15 protein-coding genes and 1 pseudogene are annotated in these 19,779 nt (G+C 43.3%); 1 reads left to right on the plus strand and 15 read right to left on the minus strand.

The features are described from left to right. Nucleotides 1–134 precede the first annotated feature (134 nt). The 15 genes and pseudogenes from L4C54_RS17520 to pilM form a co-directional block, all read right to left on the minus strand. On the minus strand, nt 135–1,355 hold the full coding sequence (locus L4C54_RS17520; RefSeq protein WP_428809157.1) for an aspartate aminotransferase family protein: 1,221 nt from the start codon (nt 1,353–1,355) through the stop codon (nt 135–137). A 368-nt stretch (nt 1,356–1,723) separates the two neighbouring features. Next, nucleotides 1,724–2,311, minus strand: a complete 588-nt coding sequence (locus L4C54_RS17525) for an aminodeoxychorismate/anthranilate synthase component II (protein ID WP_428809264.1) — start codon at nt 2,309–2,311, stop codon at nt 1,724–1,726. A 181-nt stretch (nt 2,312–2,492) separates the two neighbouring features. Further along, nucleotides 2,493–5,093, minus strand: coding sequence for an ExeM/NucH family extracellular endonuclease (locus tag L4C54_RS17530; RefSeq protein ID WP_428809158.1), 2,601 nt, complete (start codon nt 5,091–5,093; stop codon nt 2,493–2,495). 347 nt (nt 5,094–5,440) lie between these two features. Beyond that, nucleotides 5,441–6,457: a tryptophan--tRNA ligase gene (gene trpS / locus L4C54_RS17535; RefSeq protein ID WP_428809159.1), complete on the minus strand. Its 1,017-nt coding sequence runs from the start codon at nt 6,455–6,457 to the stop codon at nt 5,441–5,443. Nucleotides 6,458–6,604: 147 nt separating this feature from the next. Then, nucleotides 6,605–7,291: a phosphoglycolate phosphatase gene (locus L4C54_RS17540; protein WP_428809160.1), complete on the minus strand. Its 687-nt coding sequence runs from the start codon at nt 7,289–7,291 to the stop codon at nt 6,605–6,607. 81 nt (nt 7,292–7,372) lie between these two features. Then, nucleotides 7,373–8,050, minus strand: a complete 678-nt coding sequence (gene rpe / locus L4C54_RS17545; protein WP_428802684.1) for a ribulose-phosphate 3-epimerase — start codon at nt 8,048–8,050, stop codon at nt 7,373–7,375. A gap of 146 nt (nt 8,051–8,196) precedes the next feature. Continuing rightward, complete coding sequence (locus L4C54_RS17550) at nt 8,197–9,042, minus strand: Dam family site-specific DNA-(adenine-N6)-methyltransferase (protein ID WP_428809161.1); 846 nt, start codon at nt 9,040–9,042, stop codon at nt 8,197–8,199. A gap of 69 nt (nt 9,043–9,111) precedes the next feature. Beyond that, nucleotides 9,112–10,614, minus strand: coding sequence for an AAA family ATPase (locus tag L4C54_RS17555; RefSeq protein WP_428809162.1), 1,503 nt, complete (start codon nt 10,612–10,614; stop codon nt 9,112–9,114). Nucleotides 10,615–10,653: 39 nt separating this feature from the next. Further along, nucleotides 10,654–11,760, minus strand: a complete 1,107-nt coding sequence (gene aroB, locus L4C54_RS17560) for a 3-dehydroquinate synthase (RefSeq protein ID WP_428809163.1) — start codon at nt 11,758–11,760, stop codon at nt 10,654–10,656. Between the two features lie 25 nt (nt 11,761–11,785). After that, on the minus strand, nt 11,786–12,304 hold the full coding sequence (gene aroK / locus L4C54_RS17565; RefSeq protein ID WP_428802688.1) for a shikimate kinase AroK: 519 nt from the start codon (nt 12,302–12,304) through the stop codon (nt 11,786–11,788). 188 nt (nt 12,305–12,492) lie between these two features. Next, nucleotides 12,493–14,121 (minus strand): annotated as a pseudogene (locus L4C54_RS17570) (type IV pilus secretin PilQ); the annotation flags it as partial. 111 nt (nt 14,122–14,232) lie between these two features. Continuing rightward, the gene (locus L4C54_RS17575; RefSeq protein ID WP_428809164.1) at nt 14,233–14,748 is read right to left on the minus strand and encodes a pilus assembly protein PilP; all 516 of its coding nucleotides are present in this window, start codon (nt 14,746–14,748) and stop codon (nt 14,233–14,235) included. Further along, complete coding sequence (locus L4C54_RS17580; RefSeq protein WP_428809165.1) at nt 14,738–15,328, minus strand: type IV pilus inner membrane component PilO; 591 nt, start codon at nt 15,326–15,328, stop codon at nt 14,738–14,740. The genes L4C54_RS17575 and L4C54_RS17580 overlap by 11 nt, the downstream gene beginning before the upstream one ends. Further along, the gene (locus L4C54_RS17585; RefSeq protein ID WP_428809166.1) at nt 15,321–15,983 is read right to left on the minus strand and encodes a PilN domain-containing protein; all 663 of its coding nucleotides are present in this window, start codon (nt 15,981–15,983) and stop codon (nt 15,321–15,323) included. Before L4C54_RS17585 ends, L4C54_RS17580 begins: the two co-directional genes overlap by 8 nt. Further along, nucleotides 15,973–16,971, minus strand: coding sequence for a type IV pilus assembly protein PilM (pilM, locus tag L4C54_RS17590; RefSeq protein ID WP_428809167.1), 999 nt, complete (start codon nt 16,969–16,971; stop codon nt 15,973–15,975). The genes L4C54_RS17585 and pilM overlap by 11 nt, the downstream gene beginning before the upstream one ends. A gap of 160 nt (nt 16,972–17,131) precedes the next feature. Here pilM and L4C54_RS17595 point away from each other — a divergent pair, with 160 nt between their 5' ends. Next, a complete protein-coding gene (locus L4C54_RS17595; protein ID WP_428809168.1) occupies nt 17,132–19,747 on the plus strand; it encodes a penicillin-binding protein 1A in 2,616 nt (871 codons plus the stop codon). Nucleotides 19,748–19,779: the final 32 nt, after the last annotated feature.

Genomic DNA, 19,779 nt, shown 5'->3' on the forward strand with positions numbered 1-19,779 from the left:
GCGAGTGAAGCTAAAAAGCTGTGGGGCTAAATAGAAACTTAGCCCCGAGTGGTATTCATTTGAATACTCATTAATTATAGAAGTGCTTAACTTTATTTTTTAAGTGAACAACTAACTGTTCTTTAAGTGAGCGACTAGGCTGAAAGTGATGCAATCGCTGCATCAAGCTTAGCAAGGCCCTGTTCAATCTCTTGTGTGGTAATCACTAAAGAGGGTGTAAAGCGTACGATATTCACGCCTGCCACCAAGACCATTAGCCCTTGCTGACCAGCTGCAACCAAAACATCACGTGCTCTACCTTGCCACTGATCGTTCAGTACTGCGCCCAGCAATAAGCCCTTACCACGCACTTCTGAGAAGATTTGGTACTTATCATTAATCTTAGCCAGCCCTTCGCGGAAAATAGCTTCACGCTCTTTTACACCCGCTAAAGTTTCAGGCTGACTCACAATATCAACAACCGCTTCGGCAACAGCACACGCCAATGGATTACCACCGTAAGTCGAACCGTGAGTACCCACTTTCAAATGTTCGGCAAGTTTAGATGTGGTAAGCATTGCGCCAACAGGGAAGCCGCCACCTAAAGATTTCGCTGTACTCAAAATGTCAGGTGTAACGCCTAGACCTTGATACGCATAAAATTCACCAGTACGACCATTTCCGGTCTGTACTTCATCAAAAATCAGCAGTGCATTGTGTTTGTCACATAGCTCGCGAACTTTTTTGGCAAACTCATCGGTAGGAGAAACAATTCCGCCTTCGCCTTGAAGTGGCTCCATCATAATGGCGCAGGTACGCTCTGACATATGCGCTTCTAGAGCTTCAATATCATTGTATGGAAGATGAGTAACATCGCCAGGTTTAGGTCCAAAGCCATCAGAATAAGCAGCTTGACCACCCACGGTTACAGTAAAGAACGTACGACCATGGAAACCTTGTTGGAAAGCAATGATTTCAGATTTTTCTTCGCCGTGAACATCGGCAGCCCAGCGACGAGCGAGCTTTAACGCTGCTTCATTTGCTTCAGCACCAGAGTTAGCAAAGAAGACTTTTTCAGCAAAACTCACTTCCGTCAGTTTTTTTGCAAGACGCAGTGCTGGCTCATTGGTCATCACATTACTCAAGTGCCAGATCTTATTGCCTTGCTCAGTAAGCGCATTCACCATCGCCGGGTGGCAATGACCTAAACAACTCACCGCGATACCACCAGCGAAGTCAATGTACTCTCGACCATCTTGATCCCAAACGCGTGCGCCTTCCCCTTTTACAGGAATCATTTCCATTGGGTTATAACAAGGTACCATCACCTCATTGAATAAACTGCGTTCTACTTTTTCAACGTTTTCCATTGTCATTGCACATTCCTTCTTAACACGACCAACAAGCAGTTCAGCGTATTAGCCCCCTAAAAATGAAGGCATATATTATTTCGCATTTTGACTGCTGCAGCATTGTATTTACATTTAATTAACCATTTCAATAGTGATTTATTCTTTTCAAGCACGGAAGCATCCACCAGTAATCACTTCACATGACTATTTATGCATCAAGTCGAGGCTTTTATGAAGCTTTTTTTTTATGCGGAGAGAAAGAAGTAGTAGGAACTCAGCGGTATCAAGGCTATGCGGTTTAACAGAGTATCTGTTGCGAATAGTTTTTCATTCGCTGAACGGCACTTAATATATGAAAGAAATGTTAAGAAAGGTGATCGCGGTCAGGTTGTCTAATTGGCTCTACGAGCTAAGAAATTAGCCAATAGTTGATGGCCTTGTTCTGTTTTGATCGATTCAGGGTGAAACTGCACGGCATCGATTGGCAGAGTCTTATGTTGATAACCCATAATTTCATCTATTGAACCATCAGCAAGAGTAGTCCAAGCTGTCAGTTCAAAGCAGTCTGGAAGGGTTCCATTTTGCACAACTAAGGAGTGATAACGGGTCACTGTTAATGGGTTATTTAAACCTTGAAATACACTGTGATTGGTATGAACAATTGGCGAGGTTTTCCCATGCATCACTTTCCTAGCTTTCACCACGTTTGCACCAAAGGCTTGTGCAATGGCTTGATGACCAAGGCAGACGCCCATAATAGGAAGTTGACCTGCAAAGTGTTTGATGGCGGCTAAAGAGATACCCGCTTCATTGGGTGTACAAGGCCCCGGTGAGATAACAAGATGGGTTGGAACAAGCGCTTCAATTCCTGCAATATCAATGGCATCGTTACGCACAACCTTAACCTCTACACCCAGTTCGCAAAAGTACTGGTATAGGTTATAGGTAAATGAATCGTAATTATCGATAATCAATAGCATGGCAAAAATACAGCTCAAAAACATTGAAACACTCAGAGGGCGGTATTGTGCAATACCAAGAGTGAAAGGCAAGTATTAACTCTGAAAAAGACAAAAATAAGACCAGCCATTGCTGGTCTTATTGGTTTACACGAGTTGTTATTATTTTACTTTTACACTGACGTTATTAGCTTTACTCGTCTTATTGACGTCGACGCCACATCATAAGCCCAAACATCGACATAAGTGCCCCTAAACCAAACGAACCACCCATTTGCAGCTCAAGTACTGCTGGATCATGATCTGAAGAGCGGTAGTGATCTTGGTACTTCGGTAAGTCGCCTTTGTACTCTTCGTTGTAATCAAACAGAGTCGACTCACCACCATTGATGTGCCAATCTGTTGCATCAACCACTTTATCTTCTAAGCTCTCACTGATCAGTAGGTGGTCTAACGCGCCCACTTCATCATTGTATGAATAGCTCCAGCTTTTAGGGTGCATCATGGCAACAGCATTAATGTACCCATAGTTATCAGTAATAACCGCGCCATCATCGCCAAACTGAGGCTCACCTGCAATAAAGGTATTACGCGCCGCTTTGATCTCTTTACCATATTTCTCAGCGCTGTAATCCGTCAGAACCAGCATCGGATCTTCCATACCGTAAGAGTTCATATCACCAAGGATTACCTTATGGCCTTTAATCTCATTCAGAGCATCGCCAAGTGCAACGGCTGCAGCAACACGGAAGTTTTCACATGAACCCTGTTTATCCGCATCAACACCACCCTGACCACCTTGCTCAACCGGTGCAGCGTCTTCCCAACATTTTGAACCTTTCGATTTAAAGTGGTTTACCGCCACCGTAATTTTCTCTTTAGTGCCTTTCACTTTAAACGTTGGCGCTAAAGAGTCACGTTGGTAGTTTTTACCACTTTCAATCACCTTGCCGTCATCATCGATAACTTCAGGCGCTAGCTGGCTTGGCATCGCAATAACACGGCTAGTCTTTAACTTCACAACCTTAGCTCGGTAAATAACACCTGTCGTGATCACATCGGTGCCAATCGAGTCTAAGTGGTTGGTTTCGCCATCTTGATTTGAATCTACCGCAACGAAAGAGTACTGATCTTTCTTCTTAGGAATACGTAGATTTATTTGATCAACAAGCTGGGTAATCGCACCACTGTCACCAAAACCGTTGTTCTCTATTTCCATTAAACCAACGATGTCAGCATCAAGAAACAAGATTGCATTAACGATTTTCTCTTGCTGAATTTCAAACTCTTCATACGAGTCCGCACCACGATTACCGCCATGCAAGTTGGAATCACCACCGAATGGCGAGTTGAAATAGTTAAGAACATTGAATGTAGCGATACGCAGATCACCACGATTCATCTCTGGACGATCTGTACGTGGTGAATTACGAACAAAGTTTTCGTTAGTCAGCTGATTGGTCGCGATTAAGCGATACTCGTTGTAGCTGTAGCTCAATACGCCCTCTAATCCGACAATAGTATCGTCGACACGGATGTAATCTTCTGTTGAACCGTTTTGATCGATGTCAGTACGACCAAAATCAGGGTAATAAGGCACTTCTCCATTCGGTGCTTTTTGATCCGTTTCGACAAATAGGCGTGCTAGTTTGTTTTTCTCGGTCTGCTCTTTTGCTTCTTCTGATCCTGCAACAAACAGTTGGTTAGGCTGCATGTTTATTTCGCCCTGCGCCAGTACCATATTGTTGCGACGCCCCGAGTAATCATAACCAAAGGTGCGCGTGACACGCATATCAAGCTCTTCAGTTGTTCTTACTAGCATGCCTTCGTAACGCTCCAGCGTCTGCTCGAAGTTTTCATCGCTATCGAGTATTTCAATATCGACAGCTTCTGGCACTGCTTGTTCGATCGTCTTCACCCAGTTGTTATTCTCGGCTTTAAGCTGAGTTAAGCTGTAATATTCTTGAACCTTCCCCTTCACACAGACGACGTCACCCGGTACTAGGTCTGACTGAGCAAGGTTGGTGTGAACGAACAGACCATCAGAGGTATTTGAATTGTAGTCGCCCTCTAATGCTTGAAGATAAAAGCCTTTGGTTAGCCCTGTTGTGACTGCTGTTACAACACCTTCAACAAAGTACTCTTCATCGGTAATGTATGGGTAGCCATCAATAAATGGCGAGGTATCACCTTCGCCTTGGATTTCTTGAATAGAGGTGAAGACAGGATTAGCACCATCTTGATTGCAAGCGAACGGTTGTGGAAGCTCAACCACTTCTAGCTCCCCTAAACCGTCGAAATTATCTTTAGCTAGCGCAACCCATTGGGAAGCTTGATAGCTTGTTGAGGGTGTTAGGTCAGCGCGAACTAAAGTGACATCTTTACCCCAGTTAGCGCCGCCCATTATGCCCATCATATCGTGGACACTACCATCAAGATTAAGCAGTGCAACAGGGTCGTTACCATTGAAGTTAATAACCGAACCGTTTCTAACATCACTTACAGCAACGATATCCGCACTAAGCTCGTCACGATTGTGTGAAATAACCAAAACATCATTTGCTTCAATCACCAAGCCTGATAGTGAAAGTGTTGTGTCCCAGTTGCCTCCACCATCACTCGACTTCGCCAATTGAAAGTTATCTAGGCTCACTGCCGTATCACCAGTATTGGCAATCTCTAGCGCTTTGTTATAACTACCACCTTCGACATATTGAGAAATAACTACATCTGCTAACACAGGTGTTGCCAACGTAGAGCCCATTGCAAGAGCAAGCAAGTTACGCGTAAATTTGGTTTCCATTATCCACCTCTAATGCCCTCTCAAATGTCGCTTTGCATCCCAGAAGGCGTTCCATATCACATTAATTGAATTGTCGTTTTTATTTTGCGCGTTCAGTGTTGGACTTTTATGTAAGTTATAAAAACATTCACATGACATATCGAGATCGCGATCTCATTACTAAATCAAATAGCTGAATGAGGCGCATACTTTCAACAAGCAGAGTAAACAGAAGAAGTATAGGGGAGTTATCAGTGGCACTAACTGATGGATTTATAAATAGAAAAAGCCCTTAACTGGCGCTAAGGGCTTTACAAATAGATAGAACAAAGAGTATTCAGACTGTTGTCATCCCACTCTATTCGCTACTATGGACGAGTAACAAAACCAACCGCTTCGTACGCTTTTTTCAGCGTCACAGCAGCACGCTCAGACGCTTTATCAGCGCCCGCTTTCATTACCGAGTCTAGATACGCACGATCATCACGAATACGCTTATATTCGGCTTGTACAGGCTCTAGCATTGCAACAATGGCTTGACCAACATCTTTCTTAAATGGGCCGTACATTTCCACGCCTTGGTACTGCGCTTCAATCTCTTCAAATGTCTTGCCAGTTGCCGCTGAATACAAACTCATTAAATTTGAGATACCCGCTTTATTTTCCCAATCACTCTTAATACGAGGTGGAGTTTCAGCGTCAGTTTGCGCTTTGTTGATCTTTTTCAGGATTGATTTCGGATCTTCAAGCAAAGTAATAACGTTCTTACGGTTATCATCTGACTTAGACATCTTCTTAGTTGCATCCTGCAGGCTCATGACACGTGCATTCACTGTCGGAATGTAAGGTTCTGGCACAGTAAAAATAGGCGCTTCAGGGTTGTAAATGTTGTTAAAGCGAGTTGCAATATCACGCGCAAGCTCTAAGTGCTGCTTCTGATCGCTTCCTACCGGTACTTGATGTGCGCCGTATAGCAAGATATCTGCCGCCATCAATACAGGGTAATCAAATAGACCAACGTTGATGTCGTTTGCGTAACGCTGTGATTTGTCTTTAAACTGAGTCATACGGCTCAGTTCACCCATTTGGGTATAGCAGTTAAGAAGCCAGCCAAGTTGAGCATGCTCTGGTACGTGTGACTGAACAAATAGAGAGCTCTTTTTAGGATCAACACCAACCGCAAGGCAGATTGCTAATGCATCAAGAGTGGCTTCATGCAATGCTTTAGGATCTTGACGAACCGTAACGGCGTGAAGGTCTACAACACAATATTGGCAATCGTAGTCATCCTGCATCTGTTGCCATTGACGTAGAGCACCCAAGTAATTACCGATACTAAGTTCACCTGACGGTTGAACGCCACTCAATACAATGGGTTTGCTCATGCTTCTGATTCCTTTGACTTCTTATATAATTCGATTAAAAAAACCGCATCGAATTTATCAATACGGTTTTAGCAGTGTACTCATTGGCAAGTATATTACCAGAGGCATTCTGTAAGTTTTCGATGCTTTGTTCTGAAACCAAGAGCTTTACGCTGAAACTAGGACAACTTCTAGTAATTGTGAAATATCATCTGCGACATAGTCAGGGTTTGAGTCTGAAATTGGCTCGCCATGGTTGTAGCCGTAAGTCAGACCAAACGAGTGACAAGCTGCGTTTTTCGCCGCTTTGATATCATTACTCGAGTCCCCGACCATCAACATTTCATCAGCTTTAACGTTATGTTTTTCTAGTAGCCAGTTAAGTGCTATTGGGTTGGGTTTTTTCTCAGGGAAAGAGTCGCCACCAATCACATCAACAAAATACTTATCAATCCCGTGCTGTGCTAATACATCTGGGACAAATTTAGTTGGTTTGTTGGTTACCAACGCCATCGTAAAGCCAGCTTTATCTAACTCGGCTAACGTTTCTTTTACTGATGGATAAAGGTGACTCAGTTTATGACCGCCTTGCTCGTAAAAGTCATCAAACAAGATTCGAGCTTTACTGCGAGTCTCTTCACTCAGTTCAGGGTCCACCGTTAAGTTTTGACTTAGCGCGCGACCAATTAAAATATCGGCACCGTTACCTACGTAATCACGAACTTGCTCTTCTGTTACTGATGGAAAACCTAATTCTTGAACGGCTTGATCTGCCGCTACCGCTAAATCAGGCACACTGTCTAGCAAGGTTCCATCCAAATCGAAGGCAATCAGTTTTATTGAGCTTAACGACATCTTTCTTCCTACTCTTATACTTATAAAGAAAGGGGCATCATGGCCCCTTAATATCACATCTATCTTATTATACTTGAGCGTTTACTTCTTATTAACTTGCGCAAGCTCTGCACGCATTTCGTCGATAACTTCTTTGTAGTTTGGTTGGTTAAAAATAGCTGAACCCGCTACAAACATATCCGCACCCGCTTCGGCGATTTCACGAATATTATCGACTTTAACGCCACCATCAATTTCCAAACGAATATCACGGCCAGATTCGTCAATCAACTTACGAACCGCACGCAGTTTATCCAATGTGTTTGGAATGAAAGATTGTCCACCGAATCCAGGGTTTACCGACATCAACAAAATCATGTCCACTTTATCCATGATGTAATCAAGACACGTTAATGGCGTTGCAGGGTTTAGAACCACACCCGCTTTACAACCGTTCTCTTTGATAAGTTGAAGCGTACGATCAATGTGCTCTGAAGCTTCTACGTGGAAAGTGATCATAGATGCGCCCGCTTTTGCGAACTCAGGAACGATGCTATCAACTGGCTTCACCATTAGATGTACATCGATTGGTGCTGTGATTCCGTAGTCACGCAAGGCTTTACAGATTGGCGCGCCAAACGTTAGGTTTGGTACGTAATGGTTATCCATTACATCAAAGTGCACAACATCAGCACCGTCCGCGAGTACTTTCTCAACGTCTTCGCCTAAGCGAGCAAAATCTGCAGATAAAATGGATGGAGCGATAAGAAAGTCTTTCATACCTAGCCTCTGTGCTATTGCTTTAATGAATAAAGCATAAATGGATAAATAGCTGTTCGGGTAGATGAAAAACCGAGCACAGCTATTTTAATAAAATTGGCGTTGAACAAGTTTCGCGCGCAATTCTACCTAAGCGAGGCTAGTGTTTAAAGTGATTTGTCTGTGACTTGGTTTTGCTTGTCATAAAATAGCGCGAGCAATTCGTCGACTTTATTTCGTCCTGCGCCATTTCGGCTGATGGTCCGCTTCACCTTCACAACATTAAGTTCCGCGCCATGATAAAGGCGGCGAGTCAGTGTTGTGTCGTGATTAGAAATCAAAACAGGAATGCCACGTTCATAAGCGGCTTTTTCAGCAACATCCGCTAGCGCAGCTTGGTCATCCAATGAAAAACCGTTACCAGCATAAGAGGTAAAGTTTGCGGTTGTCGACAGTGGCGCATAAGGCGGATCGCAGTAGACAACACTGCCTTTACGAGCGCGTTTGAATGTTTCGACATACCCTTCACAGATAAACGTCGCCTTCTTCGCCTTTTGAGCAAAGAATTCTAATTCAGCTTCAGGAAAATAAGGTTTTTTATAAGACCCGAATGGTACGTTGAATCCGCCCTTTTTGTTATAACGACACAAGCCATTAAAACCAAATCGGTTCATATACAGAAAAGCTAATGAACGGTACATAATGTCATCCGTTGCATTAAACTGAACACGTACGTCCAGATAAACCTCTTTCTGATTATGATGAGGGGTAAACCAACGCTTGGCTTCTGAAATATAAAGCTCAGGTTCTTCTTTCAATAGATTATAGAGATTGATCAGATCTGGATTGATGTCCGCAAGCAGATAGTGGTCAAATTCTGAATTAAGAAATACAGAACCAGCCCCTACAAAAGGTTCGATCAATTTTCGAGCAGGAGGTAGGTGGTGTTGAATATCTTCAACTAGGCCATATTTTCCACCAGCCCATTTTAAAAAGGCGCGCTGCTTTTTCATCTACTGCTCAGTCTATCCACCACAAAATAAGGTTGCGGAATGTAACACATTTTCACGCTAACCTCAGTCTTATTTCGCACGTTCAATTTCCCGATGCACCTGACTCATCGATTTCGCCCATGGACCTAACTCACTCAGTGCTTTTGGTAGCGTTTCTACTGCATCACGTGCAATTTGAATGGTTGGATAGTTTTCATAAGTCACGATGTACCATTCGATTTCATTTCGAGTGGTTGGGTAAACACGCACCTTATGGTGTAGGTCATATTTTTCAATAAACTCTTGGACTTCAGATAGTGAATTCATTGCCGCTAACTGAAGTGTGTAGCTTCGAGGAGAAAATGCTTGTAGTGCTTCTCGAGCGAACGAGAAAGTAATAGGCTTATCTGTTGGGGCCTGTTGCTCTTCAACCGCCGCTTCTACTTCAATAGCCGCTTCAGGTTCGACAACATCAGACGCTTGCTGCTTTGCATCTGCAATCGCATTATCAATGCTACTAGTATCGACTGGTTTATCATCGAGTAGCGCATCAACAACATCAGAAGTGATCACCACTCGCTGATGATTATCATCGGCAGAGCCTACGCTGGCTGTTTCATCAATCACATCTTGTGGTAATGACATACTGTCGTCATCTGCCCCTTGATAACTTGGGTCAAGCATTTCGGACTCTTGACCATCCATGCCAGTGGCTTGACTTGATTCTGCCGAAGAAGCGACCGTCGGCAATGTTGGAATCACTGTTTGCTCTAGATTATCAGTGATCTGCTGAGCTTTTTCATCTGGCGAGGGCTGTCCCATCATCCAGTAGTAACCACCACCAATGATAAGTAGCAGTAGAATAACCAGCGCCGCTATTTTTGTAGGAGAGCCAACAATTGAACGGATGATGATGCGTTTTTCCACTTTATGATCCCCTAATGCCATGATTGCACCTGGTAAAGGTGACACCTTTTTATACACCTGACGAACTCGTTTCTCTAAATCGTCATCCACATAACGAATAACGAGAAACTCAAAAAATCGATCTGCTTCTTCAGAGCTAAGTGAATCAACCTCTAGCTCAATAGGTTTATGGTCTTGACCGTAACTTAAACGAGTTAGAAGCCCCTCTATGCTATTGGATTTAGCAAAAAGAACGACATTGATACTCCAATGAGGATTACCTTGCGCTTCAAGCACCAGCATCCACAATTCTGAAATTAAAGACTCTGTTAATTGATGAGCATCATCAACCACTATAACGAGATCACAGGGCTCACCGTCGAGAATTTGTTTCAGGCTATCAACAAGTGAATCTTGAGGGCTAAAAAGGGGATTAGAGATGACTTGGTTTAAAATAGTAGAACGGCGCTGTGCATCATCTTGATTAGGATGACACATCAATAACGACTGATTTTTATCTTGCGCCCAAGCTTCTAAATAACGTTGCGCTAACCAAGATTTTCCAGCGCCAACCTCACCACCAACGGTAACAAGATTAGAACCAAAATTAGTCAACAGCTGTAAACGCTCAAGTAACTCGGTTTGAGACTCTAATTCCAACACACGGGATTCATGCGTTAAACTCATTAGGCCGTCCTACTGACAGATCACTGTCTACAAATAAAATTATACGCTACGACAAAAATCAATGGCTTGTTCAAGCACAGACTCAGGAACGCCTTTAACAACGTCTGCAGTGCCAATACTGGTTGGCAATACTAGTCGAAGCTCTCCGGCTAATACTTTTTTGTCTCTCATCATATGCTTCATGAAATCGCTGAAAGCCATGTTTTCAGGAGTATGCACAGGTAGCTTGGCATTTTTCAGTATAGAAATAATTCGCGTAACTTGCTGCTCAGAGATCAAACCCTGTAGCTGCGCTGTCTTTGCGGCCATCACTGTACCTGATGCAACTGCTTCCCCATGCAACCATTTACCATACCCTAGTTCAGCCTCAATGGCATGACCAAATGTATGACCTAGATTCAATAAAGCACGAATGCCTGACTCTTTTTCATCTTGAGCGACAACTTCCGCTTTGATTTCACAGCAGCGAGAGATAGCGTAATTTAGTGCATCGTTATCAAGAGCATAGAGCTTGTCTAGATTCTCTTCTAGCCAAACAAAAAATGCTTCATCATAAATAATACCGTACTTAATCACTTCAGCGATGCCTGCCGCAAACTCGCGTTCGGGTAGCGTCGATAAGCAATTGGTATCAATAATGACGGATTTAGGTTGGTAAAATGCACCAATCATATTTTTACCAAGTGGATGGTTCACAGCGGTTTTTCCGCCAACAGAAGAATCAACTTGAGAAAGTAATGTGGTAGGAATTTGAATAAAATCAACTCCGCGCTGATAGCACGCAGCCGAGAATCCAACAAGATCACCAATAACCCCACCACCAAGCGCAACCACAACGACATCGCGGCTGTAATTCCCTTCCAGTAGGAAGTTCATCACTTGATTAAAGGTATCGAGGCTCTTGTATTGTTCACCATCAGGTAATTCCAATAGTGACGTATCACAACCAAGCTCATTAAACTGAGCCAAAATTTGATCGGCATAAAGCGGAGCAACGGTCACATTACTGATAACCACTACTTTTTGATAAGCAGAAAATTCTTGATCGAGATAAGAAGAAAAAAGTTGTGCCGAATTATTAAATAATCCGGCACCGATAGAGATTGGGTAGCTTCGTTCGCCCAAACTGACCGTAATCCGTTCCATGGTTTGCTCTCCGATAAAAAACGACTTAACGTTCTTCTAGCATTTTTACGATCTGGTTGGCTACTACTTTTGCACTCTGGTCATCGGTACGAACCGTATAATCCGCTACTTCTTCATAGAGGTTATTACGTTCACCAGCCAAAGATTCTAATACATCTCTAGGATTGTCTGTTTGTAGCAGTGGGCGCTTCTTGTCGCGATTAGTACGCGCAAGTTGCTTTTCAATTGTTGTTTCAAGATAAACAACAATGCCTCGTGCAGATAGACGGTTACGGTTATCCTTGCTATTTACAGAGCCGCCCCCTGTCGCAAGAACAATGCCTTGCTTGTCAGTTAGATCGTTAATGACAGATTCTTCGCGCGTACGGAAGCCTTCTTCGCCCTCAACATCAAAAACCCATGCGATATCAGCACCTGTGCGTTCTTCAATAACTGTATCAGAGTCTAAAAACTCCATATGCAGTTGTTGTGCAAGGTGTCTACCAATTGTACTTTTGCCGGCGCCCATTGGGCCAACAAGAAAGATATTGCGTTTCTCAGCCATGTTTTTAGGAGTATTTTACATCGTTAATTCAATGACATCGCCACAAGAGTAACCCGATATTCTCAGGCCTTATATTTGCTTGTGGCACCTATTCCTCACAGATATTTCGTGATAAGACCCGAAATTATCTAGATCTGATGCCACTAATGCAACTTTATTTTTTGTTGATCGCGATTATTTATTCTCCACTACTGAAGAATTACTTTCGGAGTGACGAAAATTAACAGCTCGCTTTTGCCTTTTTGCTCATAAGTTCGGCGGAATAAAGCCCCTAGTAAAGGGAGATCACCAAGTAGTGGCACTTTATCAACAGAGTTCGTTGTACTGTGCTGATAGATCCCTCCAAGTACCACCGTTTCACCATTATTAACCAATACTTGCGTGCCAATTCTCTGTGTATCGATAGCCACAGCCTCCCCTGTTCCCGTCTTAACGACTTCTCCCGGTCTATCTTGAGTCACACTCAAGTCCAACACTAATCGATTATCTGGTGTTATCTGGGGCGTCACCTTTAAACTTAATACCGCTTTTTTAAAGGCAATAGTCGTCGCTCCGCTTGAAGACGATTCCAAATAGGGAATTTCTGTACCTTGCTCGATATAAGCCGGCTTTTTATTGGTTGTAATAAGACGTGGGCTGGAAATAATTTCTGCCTTGGATTCTCTTTGCAGTGCAGATAGCTCTAAATCAAGTAGCATGTCCGATCCTAACTTTGCCACTTGAAAAGCTATTGAAGAGGCATTGGCTGATGTCGCTCCTAAATTCACATTAAGAAAGTCATCAATGGGTAGCTCATCCCCTGCTAATAAGCCTTTTTGCCATAAATTACTCTCAATAGACCCTCCGACAGTGTTATCACCATTCGTATTAGTAAAGCCCCAACGTACGCCTAGTTCATCCATATTGCCTTCATTAATGGTGACAATTCTTGCCTCTATTTGAACCTGTTTAACAGGAATATCCAGCGAGGCAATAATCTCTCGAATGATCTCGATATTTTCTGGTAGTTCACGCATTAATAGTGAGTTTGTTCTTTCATCAACTGTGATTGAACCTCGATCAGAGAGCATACTCACAGTGCCATCACCGCCAATCATATCGGCGATATCTGATGCCTTGGCAAAATTAATTTTAATAATATCGGAGGTGAGGTCGCCCAACTCTTCCGCCAAGCGAGACTTTTCAAGTTTTTGCTGCTCTTGCAAATCTAGCTCCGCGGTTGGCGCAACCAAAATAACATTGCCATCGACTCGTTTATCTAGCCCTTTAACTTGCAAGATAATATCTAGCACCTGCTGCCATGGAACACCATCAAGGCGCAGTGTCAGATTGCCAGTGACCGAATCAGATACCACCAAGTTAAACTCATTGTATTCCGCAATAAGCTGCAATACATTTCGCACAGGAATATCTTGGAAGTTGATTGAGATGAGTTTACCTTCTCTTTCAAGCAAGCTCGCCTTGTTGGGTACTTGTTCTTCCTTTAACTGGCTGACCACTATTTCTAAGTATTTGCCTTTCAAACTGTAGTTGTAGTCATAGTCACCAATAATGGATGCCACCAGTAAAGTGCTTGGTTCTTTGCGAAACACTTCAACGCTTTCAACTGATGTCGCAAAGTCTTTCACATCGAGCAGATAGAGCTGGGTATCACTCACATCTGTTTTTAATAACTCAATGCTTAACCCTTCCTGCACTTTTTGTACATCCACTACGGAAGATTGCGATGCAAGCTCAATAATAATTCGAGCGTTTTTATCGCCATCAACGCGAAAATCGATGTTCTTTAGTTGATTGGCTTCTGCTGCTAAGGCACTACCAAATAACATGGATGTTATAACCAACAAGCCAAATAGGAGCTGACGAGGAACTGTAGCCATTTTAATCGTTAATCCTTTAATCATGATGATATCTCAAAACAAGTAATTCTATTTAAGAGCAAGCCTGACGTTGCGCTTGTTCCAACAACCAAGTCCATCGGGCAAGGTTTCGTTAATCAGTAAGTATTTCGATGTGACCTTTGTTACTCGCCCATTATTCAAGCCAACAAACTGCCCTTTACCAACCTTAACCACCTGACCTTTTGGGGTTTGTATTAAGGCCGAGATCTGGCCGGAACTCCCCATCACGCCTTTTAGCTTTAATTTGCTAATGGGGTAACGTTCGAGCTGTCCAGACTTATTGCGCTTACTCGGCTGCCAACAATCTTTTTTAGCGATGGGTTGCTCTTGCACAAGTGCCGCGATGGGAAGAACAAAAGGTTCGCGAAGACCTCTACTTTTGTAGGGTGATGCTTGGAAAGTGATAATGGGTGCGAGCTGTTCAACATCGATACGAGCCTGAGATTCAACCGTCTGAATATACTCATCAATAGACTCTTGATTAGCATTGCAGCCGACAAGTAGAGTCGCGCCCAGTAACAAACAGAATGAGTTAACCTTCATCTTTCACCTCCGATTTAAATTGGTAGGTGTAAGCGCGCACTCGAAAGTGAAGCGTGCTGCTCTCTTGGCTCACTCGCTGCCAATCAATATCTTCTAACACGATAATGCGGGGCAGGTTGGCAATCGCTTCTGAGAACTGACCGATATTGTTGTAGCTTCCTGTCAATTCGATGTTGAGCGGTAAACGATAGAGGAACTCTTGATTTTGTTTCTGTCCCCAGTCTATTCGAGTAAAAGTGAGCGAGTTCTTTAATCCAAACTCGTTAACAGATGCCAGCATACTCGCCAGCTCTTTTTGCTCAGGTAATTGCCGCATTAAGTAGTCATATCGCTCTTGAAGCTCATCAAGTTGAACCTTTAACTTGGGCAGTGTTGCAACTTTATTCGCTTTGATTCTTAACGTGGATTTCAGTGTTTGTTCTTGTCTTTTCAGCTCATCAAGACTCTCTTGTTTTGGCAAAACATAGAACCAGCCACCAACCCCCTGTAAAACTAAAATCAACAGCACTAACGTCCCTAACTGCGGAATCAACGGCCACTCGGCAATCTCATCAATATCAAGATCTTTAAAATTAGCCATGTACCCTCCTTAATGGTGGATTCATTCTCAACCGCTCTTCTTTCTTCAACAACGCACCGTTCTTTAATCGAGCACTTAGCTTCACACTGTTCTCTTCTGGGTGATCAGGGTTAACGGCAATTCGAAACGAGACCTTGAAGGTATGGAAGTTTTGTTCAAAACGCTTCTGATCATGAACAATAGAGTGCATCTCAACATCTGACAGAAATGACGACTTTTCTAAATTATCTAACATGGCCGCAAGGTGAGCTGTGCTATCACTGATCCCCTTCATTTCAATTTCATCACCATTCAGTTTTATTTTGTCGACGTACACCCCTTCTGGCACAAGCTTTTGTATTTCAATCATGAAGTCGGTGCTTTTATTGCGTGACTGCTGCAAACGTTCGACGACAGATAAGCGGGTTAACAGAGCGCTATGATCTTGCTCGGTCAGCTTTAAATCATCAATACGCCGATCTAGCTGCTCGATATAGTGAGTGAAATAGTTGATTCTTCCTTGCTGCTTGCGAAGCTCACCGTTGAAATACCAACCAACAGCGTATTGGAGTAAAAAGGCAATCAACAACGCTAAAATAACAAGGCTTACAAAGCGCCTTTTATGCTTCTCGCGCTTCTCATCTCGCCAAGATAATAAGTTCACACTATGCAACATGAGTCGTCTCCAACCAGTCATTAGCTCTTATCGCAATGCCTGCAGCCGTACTAAAGCAATTGAGATCATTATGACGATGGGACTTTCGAGGCGTTTTACCGCTAAATAAACTTAAAGGATTAAAAACCTGGCACTCGATTTTTAAACGATGGGCAATCTCTTCCGCTAAATTGGGCGTTGCAGCGCCACCACCCGATAGCCAAATGCCCTGAACAGCAGGTAATCCACTCACTGATAACAACATCTGCATTTGCCTTTGAATCCTTTCAATCATCAGCTGAATAAACTGCTCACTCCTATTTTCAATCTGCGCATTCATTGAGGAGGGCTCTAAATCCATAAACTGAGTCCCCAGCGCGATCTCTTTACTAAACGGGGGCTTATTCGAAAAATCCATGCACAGAGAGGTTTGGGTATAGCCAATATCAACCAGCAACCAATCATGATTATTCGATTGGCTTGCAGCCAGTTGCCACATGCTGACTAAGCTATGCGCTTGCACATCAAATACAACCGGAGTGAAGCCTGCTTTTTTTGCTGCGCTATAGCGGCTGTCAACCACCTCTTTTTTAGTGGCATAGACTTGATAGGCAACAGTTGGCGTTTTGCTTGCCTTATCACTACGGACAAAATCGAGACTAAGCTCTTCAATAGGAAAGGGAGATTGATGGGAAAATGCTTGATAGATAGCAAATTCAGTTTCTCGTTCATCAAGGTCACTATCAATCTGTAGAACCTTGCTGATCACTGCGTTATCAGGGATAGCGATCGCGACACGACGGCTAAATAAAGGGAGAGCCTTTCTTAGTTCTTTTAGTTTCTTTACAATTTCATGATAATTAACTGTGTGATTATCAGAGAATACGCTTGTTGAAATTGGTAGTTCTGTAAAACTAATCAGTGAATATCCATCACTCACTGGCTTTAAGACTACGGCTTTAATACTATAGTGACCAATATCTATACCAGTTATTAATGATTTACCCATGTGTTTTGCTCCAGTGACTTTACTTACTATTAATAGGTTTCATTGCTATCAATAGACTTCGTTGCTAGCCTTAGCACCATCACTTAAAATTTAAGTTATTTTTTATTTTAGAATACAAGGGGTTGCATAGTTGCCACCTCTACTAATCAGGGATTCTTCGGTGAAGTTCATAAAGCGACTATTTATATTCACATTGGTTTGCACGATTCTTGGGGTCAGTACGATTGTTGGCGTCTATTACTATGCAAAAAATGAATTAATCAAAGATAAGTTGTTCGATGTGGAAAAGTTACGCCACATTGAACTCGCTGCGCCAATGCAGGTGTTTAGCCAAGACAACAAACTCATCGCCCAATTTGGTGAAAAACGTCGAGTGCCAGTGGAATATGATGAAATTCCGCAGCATCTTATCGAAGCGCTTATCGCCACCGAAGACAGCCGCTTTTACAGCCACTACGGCATAGACCCAATTGGTATTGCTCGTGCTGCAGTCGTGGTCGCCATGTCAGGTTCAGCGAAGCAAGGTGCAAGTACTATTACGCAGCAGCTTGCGCGTAACTTTTTCTTATCCAACGAAAAGAAGATCATCCGAAAAGTTAAAGAGATCGTATTGGCACTTCACATTGAGCAGTCTTTGACCAAACAGGAGATCATGCAGCTTTATGTCAATAAGATCTTCCTAGGTCATCGCTCTTACGGCTTCGGCGCTGCCGCTCAAACCTATTTTGGTAATAACCTTGATGAGCTGACACTGAGTCAATTGGCGACCTTAGCCGGCATGCCAAAAGCACCATCAACAATGAACCCTATTTACTCACTTGAACGTGCCACACATCGTCGTAATGTGGTGTTGCGTCGAATGCTTGATGAGCAATACATCACTCAAGCTGAGTTTGATGACGCTCGTGCTGAAGAAATTGAATCACGCTACCACAGCGCCGAAATAGAGCTAAGAGCACCATACGTCGCTGAATTGGCACGTGCTTGGATGGTTGAGCAACATGGCGAAGATGCTTATACACAAGGCATGAGCATCTATACAACGGTAGATTCAAAGCTTCAATCGGCGGCTAACGAAGCAGCGATTAATAATCTCATCGCCTACGACGAACGACATGGTTACCGTGGTGCAGAAAAAGTAATCTGGACTGATGAACAAACACTTTCTACTGAAAAAGAGTTTAACCGTCACCTTTCAAGAGAGCCGTCGTATGGTTCTCTACTTCCAGCTATCGTGACGGATATCCGTGATAACACGACTTATGTGTGGGTCAAAAACTATGGTCCACAAGAGATAAAGTGGGAAGAGATAAGCTGGGCTCGCCGTTTCTTGACCGATGACCGTCAAGGTCCTGAACCAAAAGAAGCCAGTGATGTTTTAGCGATCGGTGAACAAATCTGGGTTCGTAATATTGCTGTTCAAGATGAAGAAGCGATTAGTACTGAAACAAATAACGAACTCACACTAGAAGAGCTAGAAGCGAAAGAAGAAGCTGAAAAAGCGAGTGCAGTTTGGCGACTAAGCCAAGTTCCTAATGCCAACACAGCTTTTGTTGCTATGAACCCTGAAAATGGTGCTGTCTTGTCATTGGTCGGTGGCTTTAACTTTGTGCATAACAAGTTTAACCGTGCCACTCAATCGGTACGTCAGGTAGGCTCAAGTATCAAACCGTTTATCTACGCTGCAGCGATGGATGAAGGCATGACACTGGCAACACTGATTAACGATGCCCCTATTAACCAGTGGGATAAAAGCCAAGGCACTGCATGGCGCCCAAGAAACTCGCCACCAACGTATATTGGTCCAACTCGTGTTCGTATTGGTTTAGCTCAATCTAAGAACGTGATGGCTGTACGTGTCCTTCGTGCTGTCGGACTTGATGAAACCCGCGAATACTTAACGCGCTTTGGTTTTGAAATTGATGAGCTTCCTCGTTCTGAAACCATCGCTCTGGGTGCAGGTAGCTTAACGCCGGTTAAAATGGCTCAAGGTTACTCTGTCTTTGCAAACGGCGGATACTACGTTGACCCGTTTTACATCAGCCGAGTAGAGAGCCGATTTGGTGACATTGAATGGCAAGCAACGCCGAAAATCATATGCCGTCAAGATTGTGATATTCCGACTCAACATCAAGCCGATGTCAGTGATAATGAGTTTATGGAGCAAGATGTTGAACCAAGTCTTGACCCACAAGAGCCGCAATATGCACCTCAAGTTCTTTCTGAACAAACCGCATTTTTAATGCGTGAGATGATGTACAGCAACGTTTGGGGTGGCGGTAACTGGAGTAATGGCACAGGTTGGAATGGTACAGGTTGGCGCGCACAGCCTCTGAAACGCCGTGATATTGGAGGTAAGACAGGGACAACCAATGACTCTAAAGATGCTTGGTACAACGGTTATGGACCCGGAATGGTCGCTATATCTTGGGTTGGCTTTGACAATCACAACCGTAAATTAGGCAAAACAACCGCAAATAAAAATCTCGGTAAGAATCAGATTACTGGTGGTGAAGCTGGCGCTAAAACGGCTCAACCAGCTTGGGTAGACTTTATGGAAGTCGCACTAGATGGCGTCCCTATTCAACGTAAGCAACTGCCAAAAAATATTGTTCGTGTACGTATAGACCGAGATTCAGGCCTGTTAACCAATAAGTTTGATTCAAGCTCTATGTTTGAATATTTCCTAGAAGGGACAGAGCCAACAGAGTTTGTTGAGGAATCAATCACTGACACGATTTACTCAAGCTCTGGTGGTAGTGAAGAGCTGTTCTAACGAATCGTTTAATTAAAACTCAAAGGGTTGGC

It is taken from the genome of Vibrio lamellibrachiae (assembly GCF_050337265.1).
Taxonomy (GTDB): Bacteria; Pseudomonadota; Gammaproteobacteria; order Enterobacterales; family Vibrionaceae; genus Vibrio; species Vibrio kyushuensis.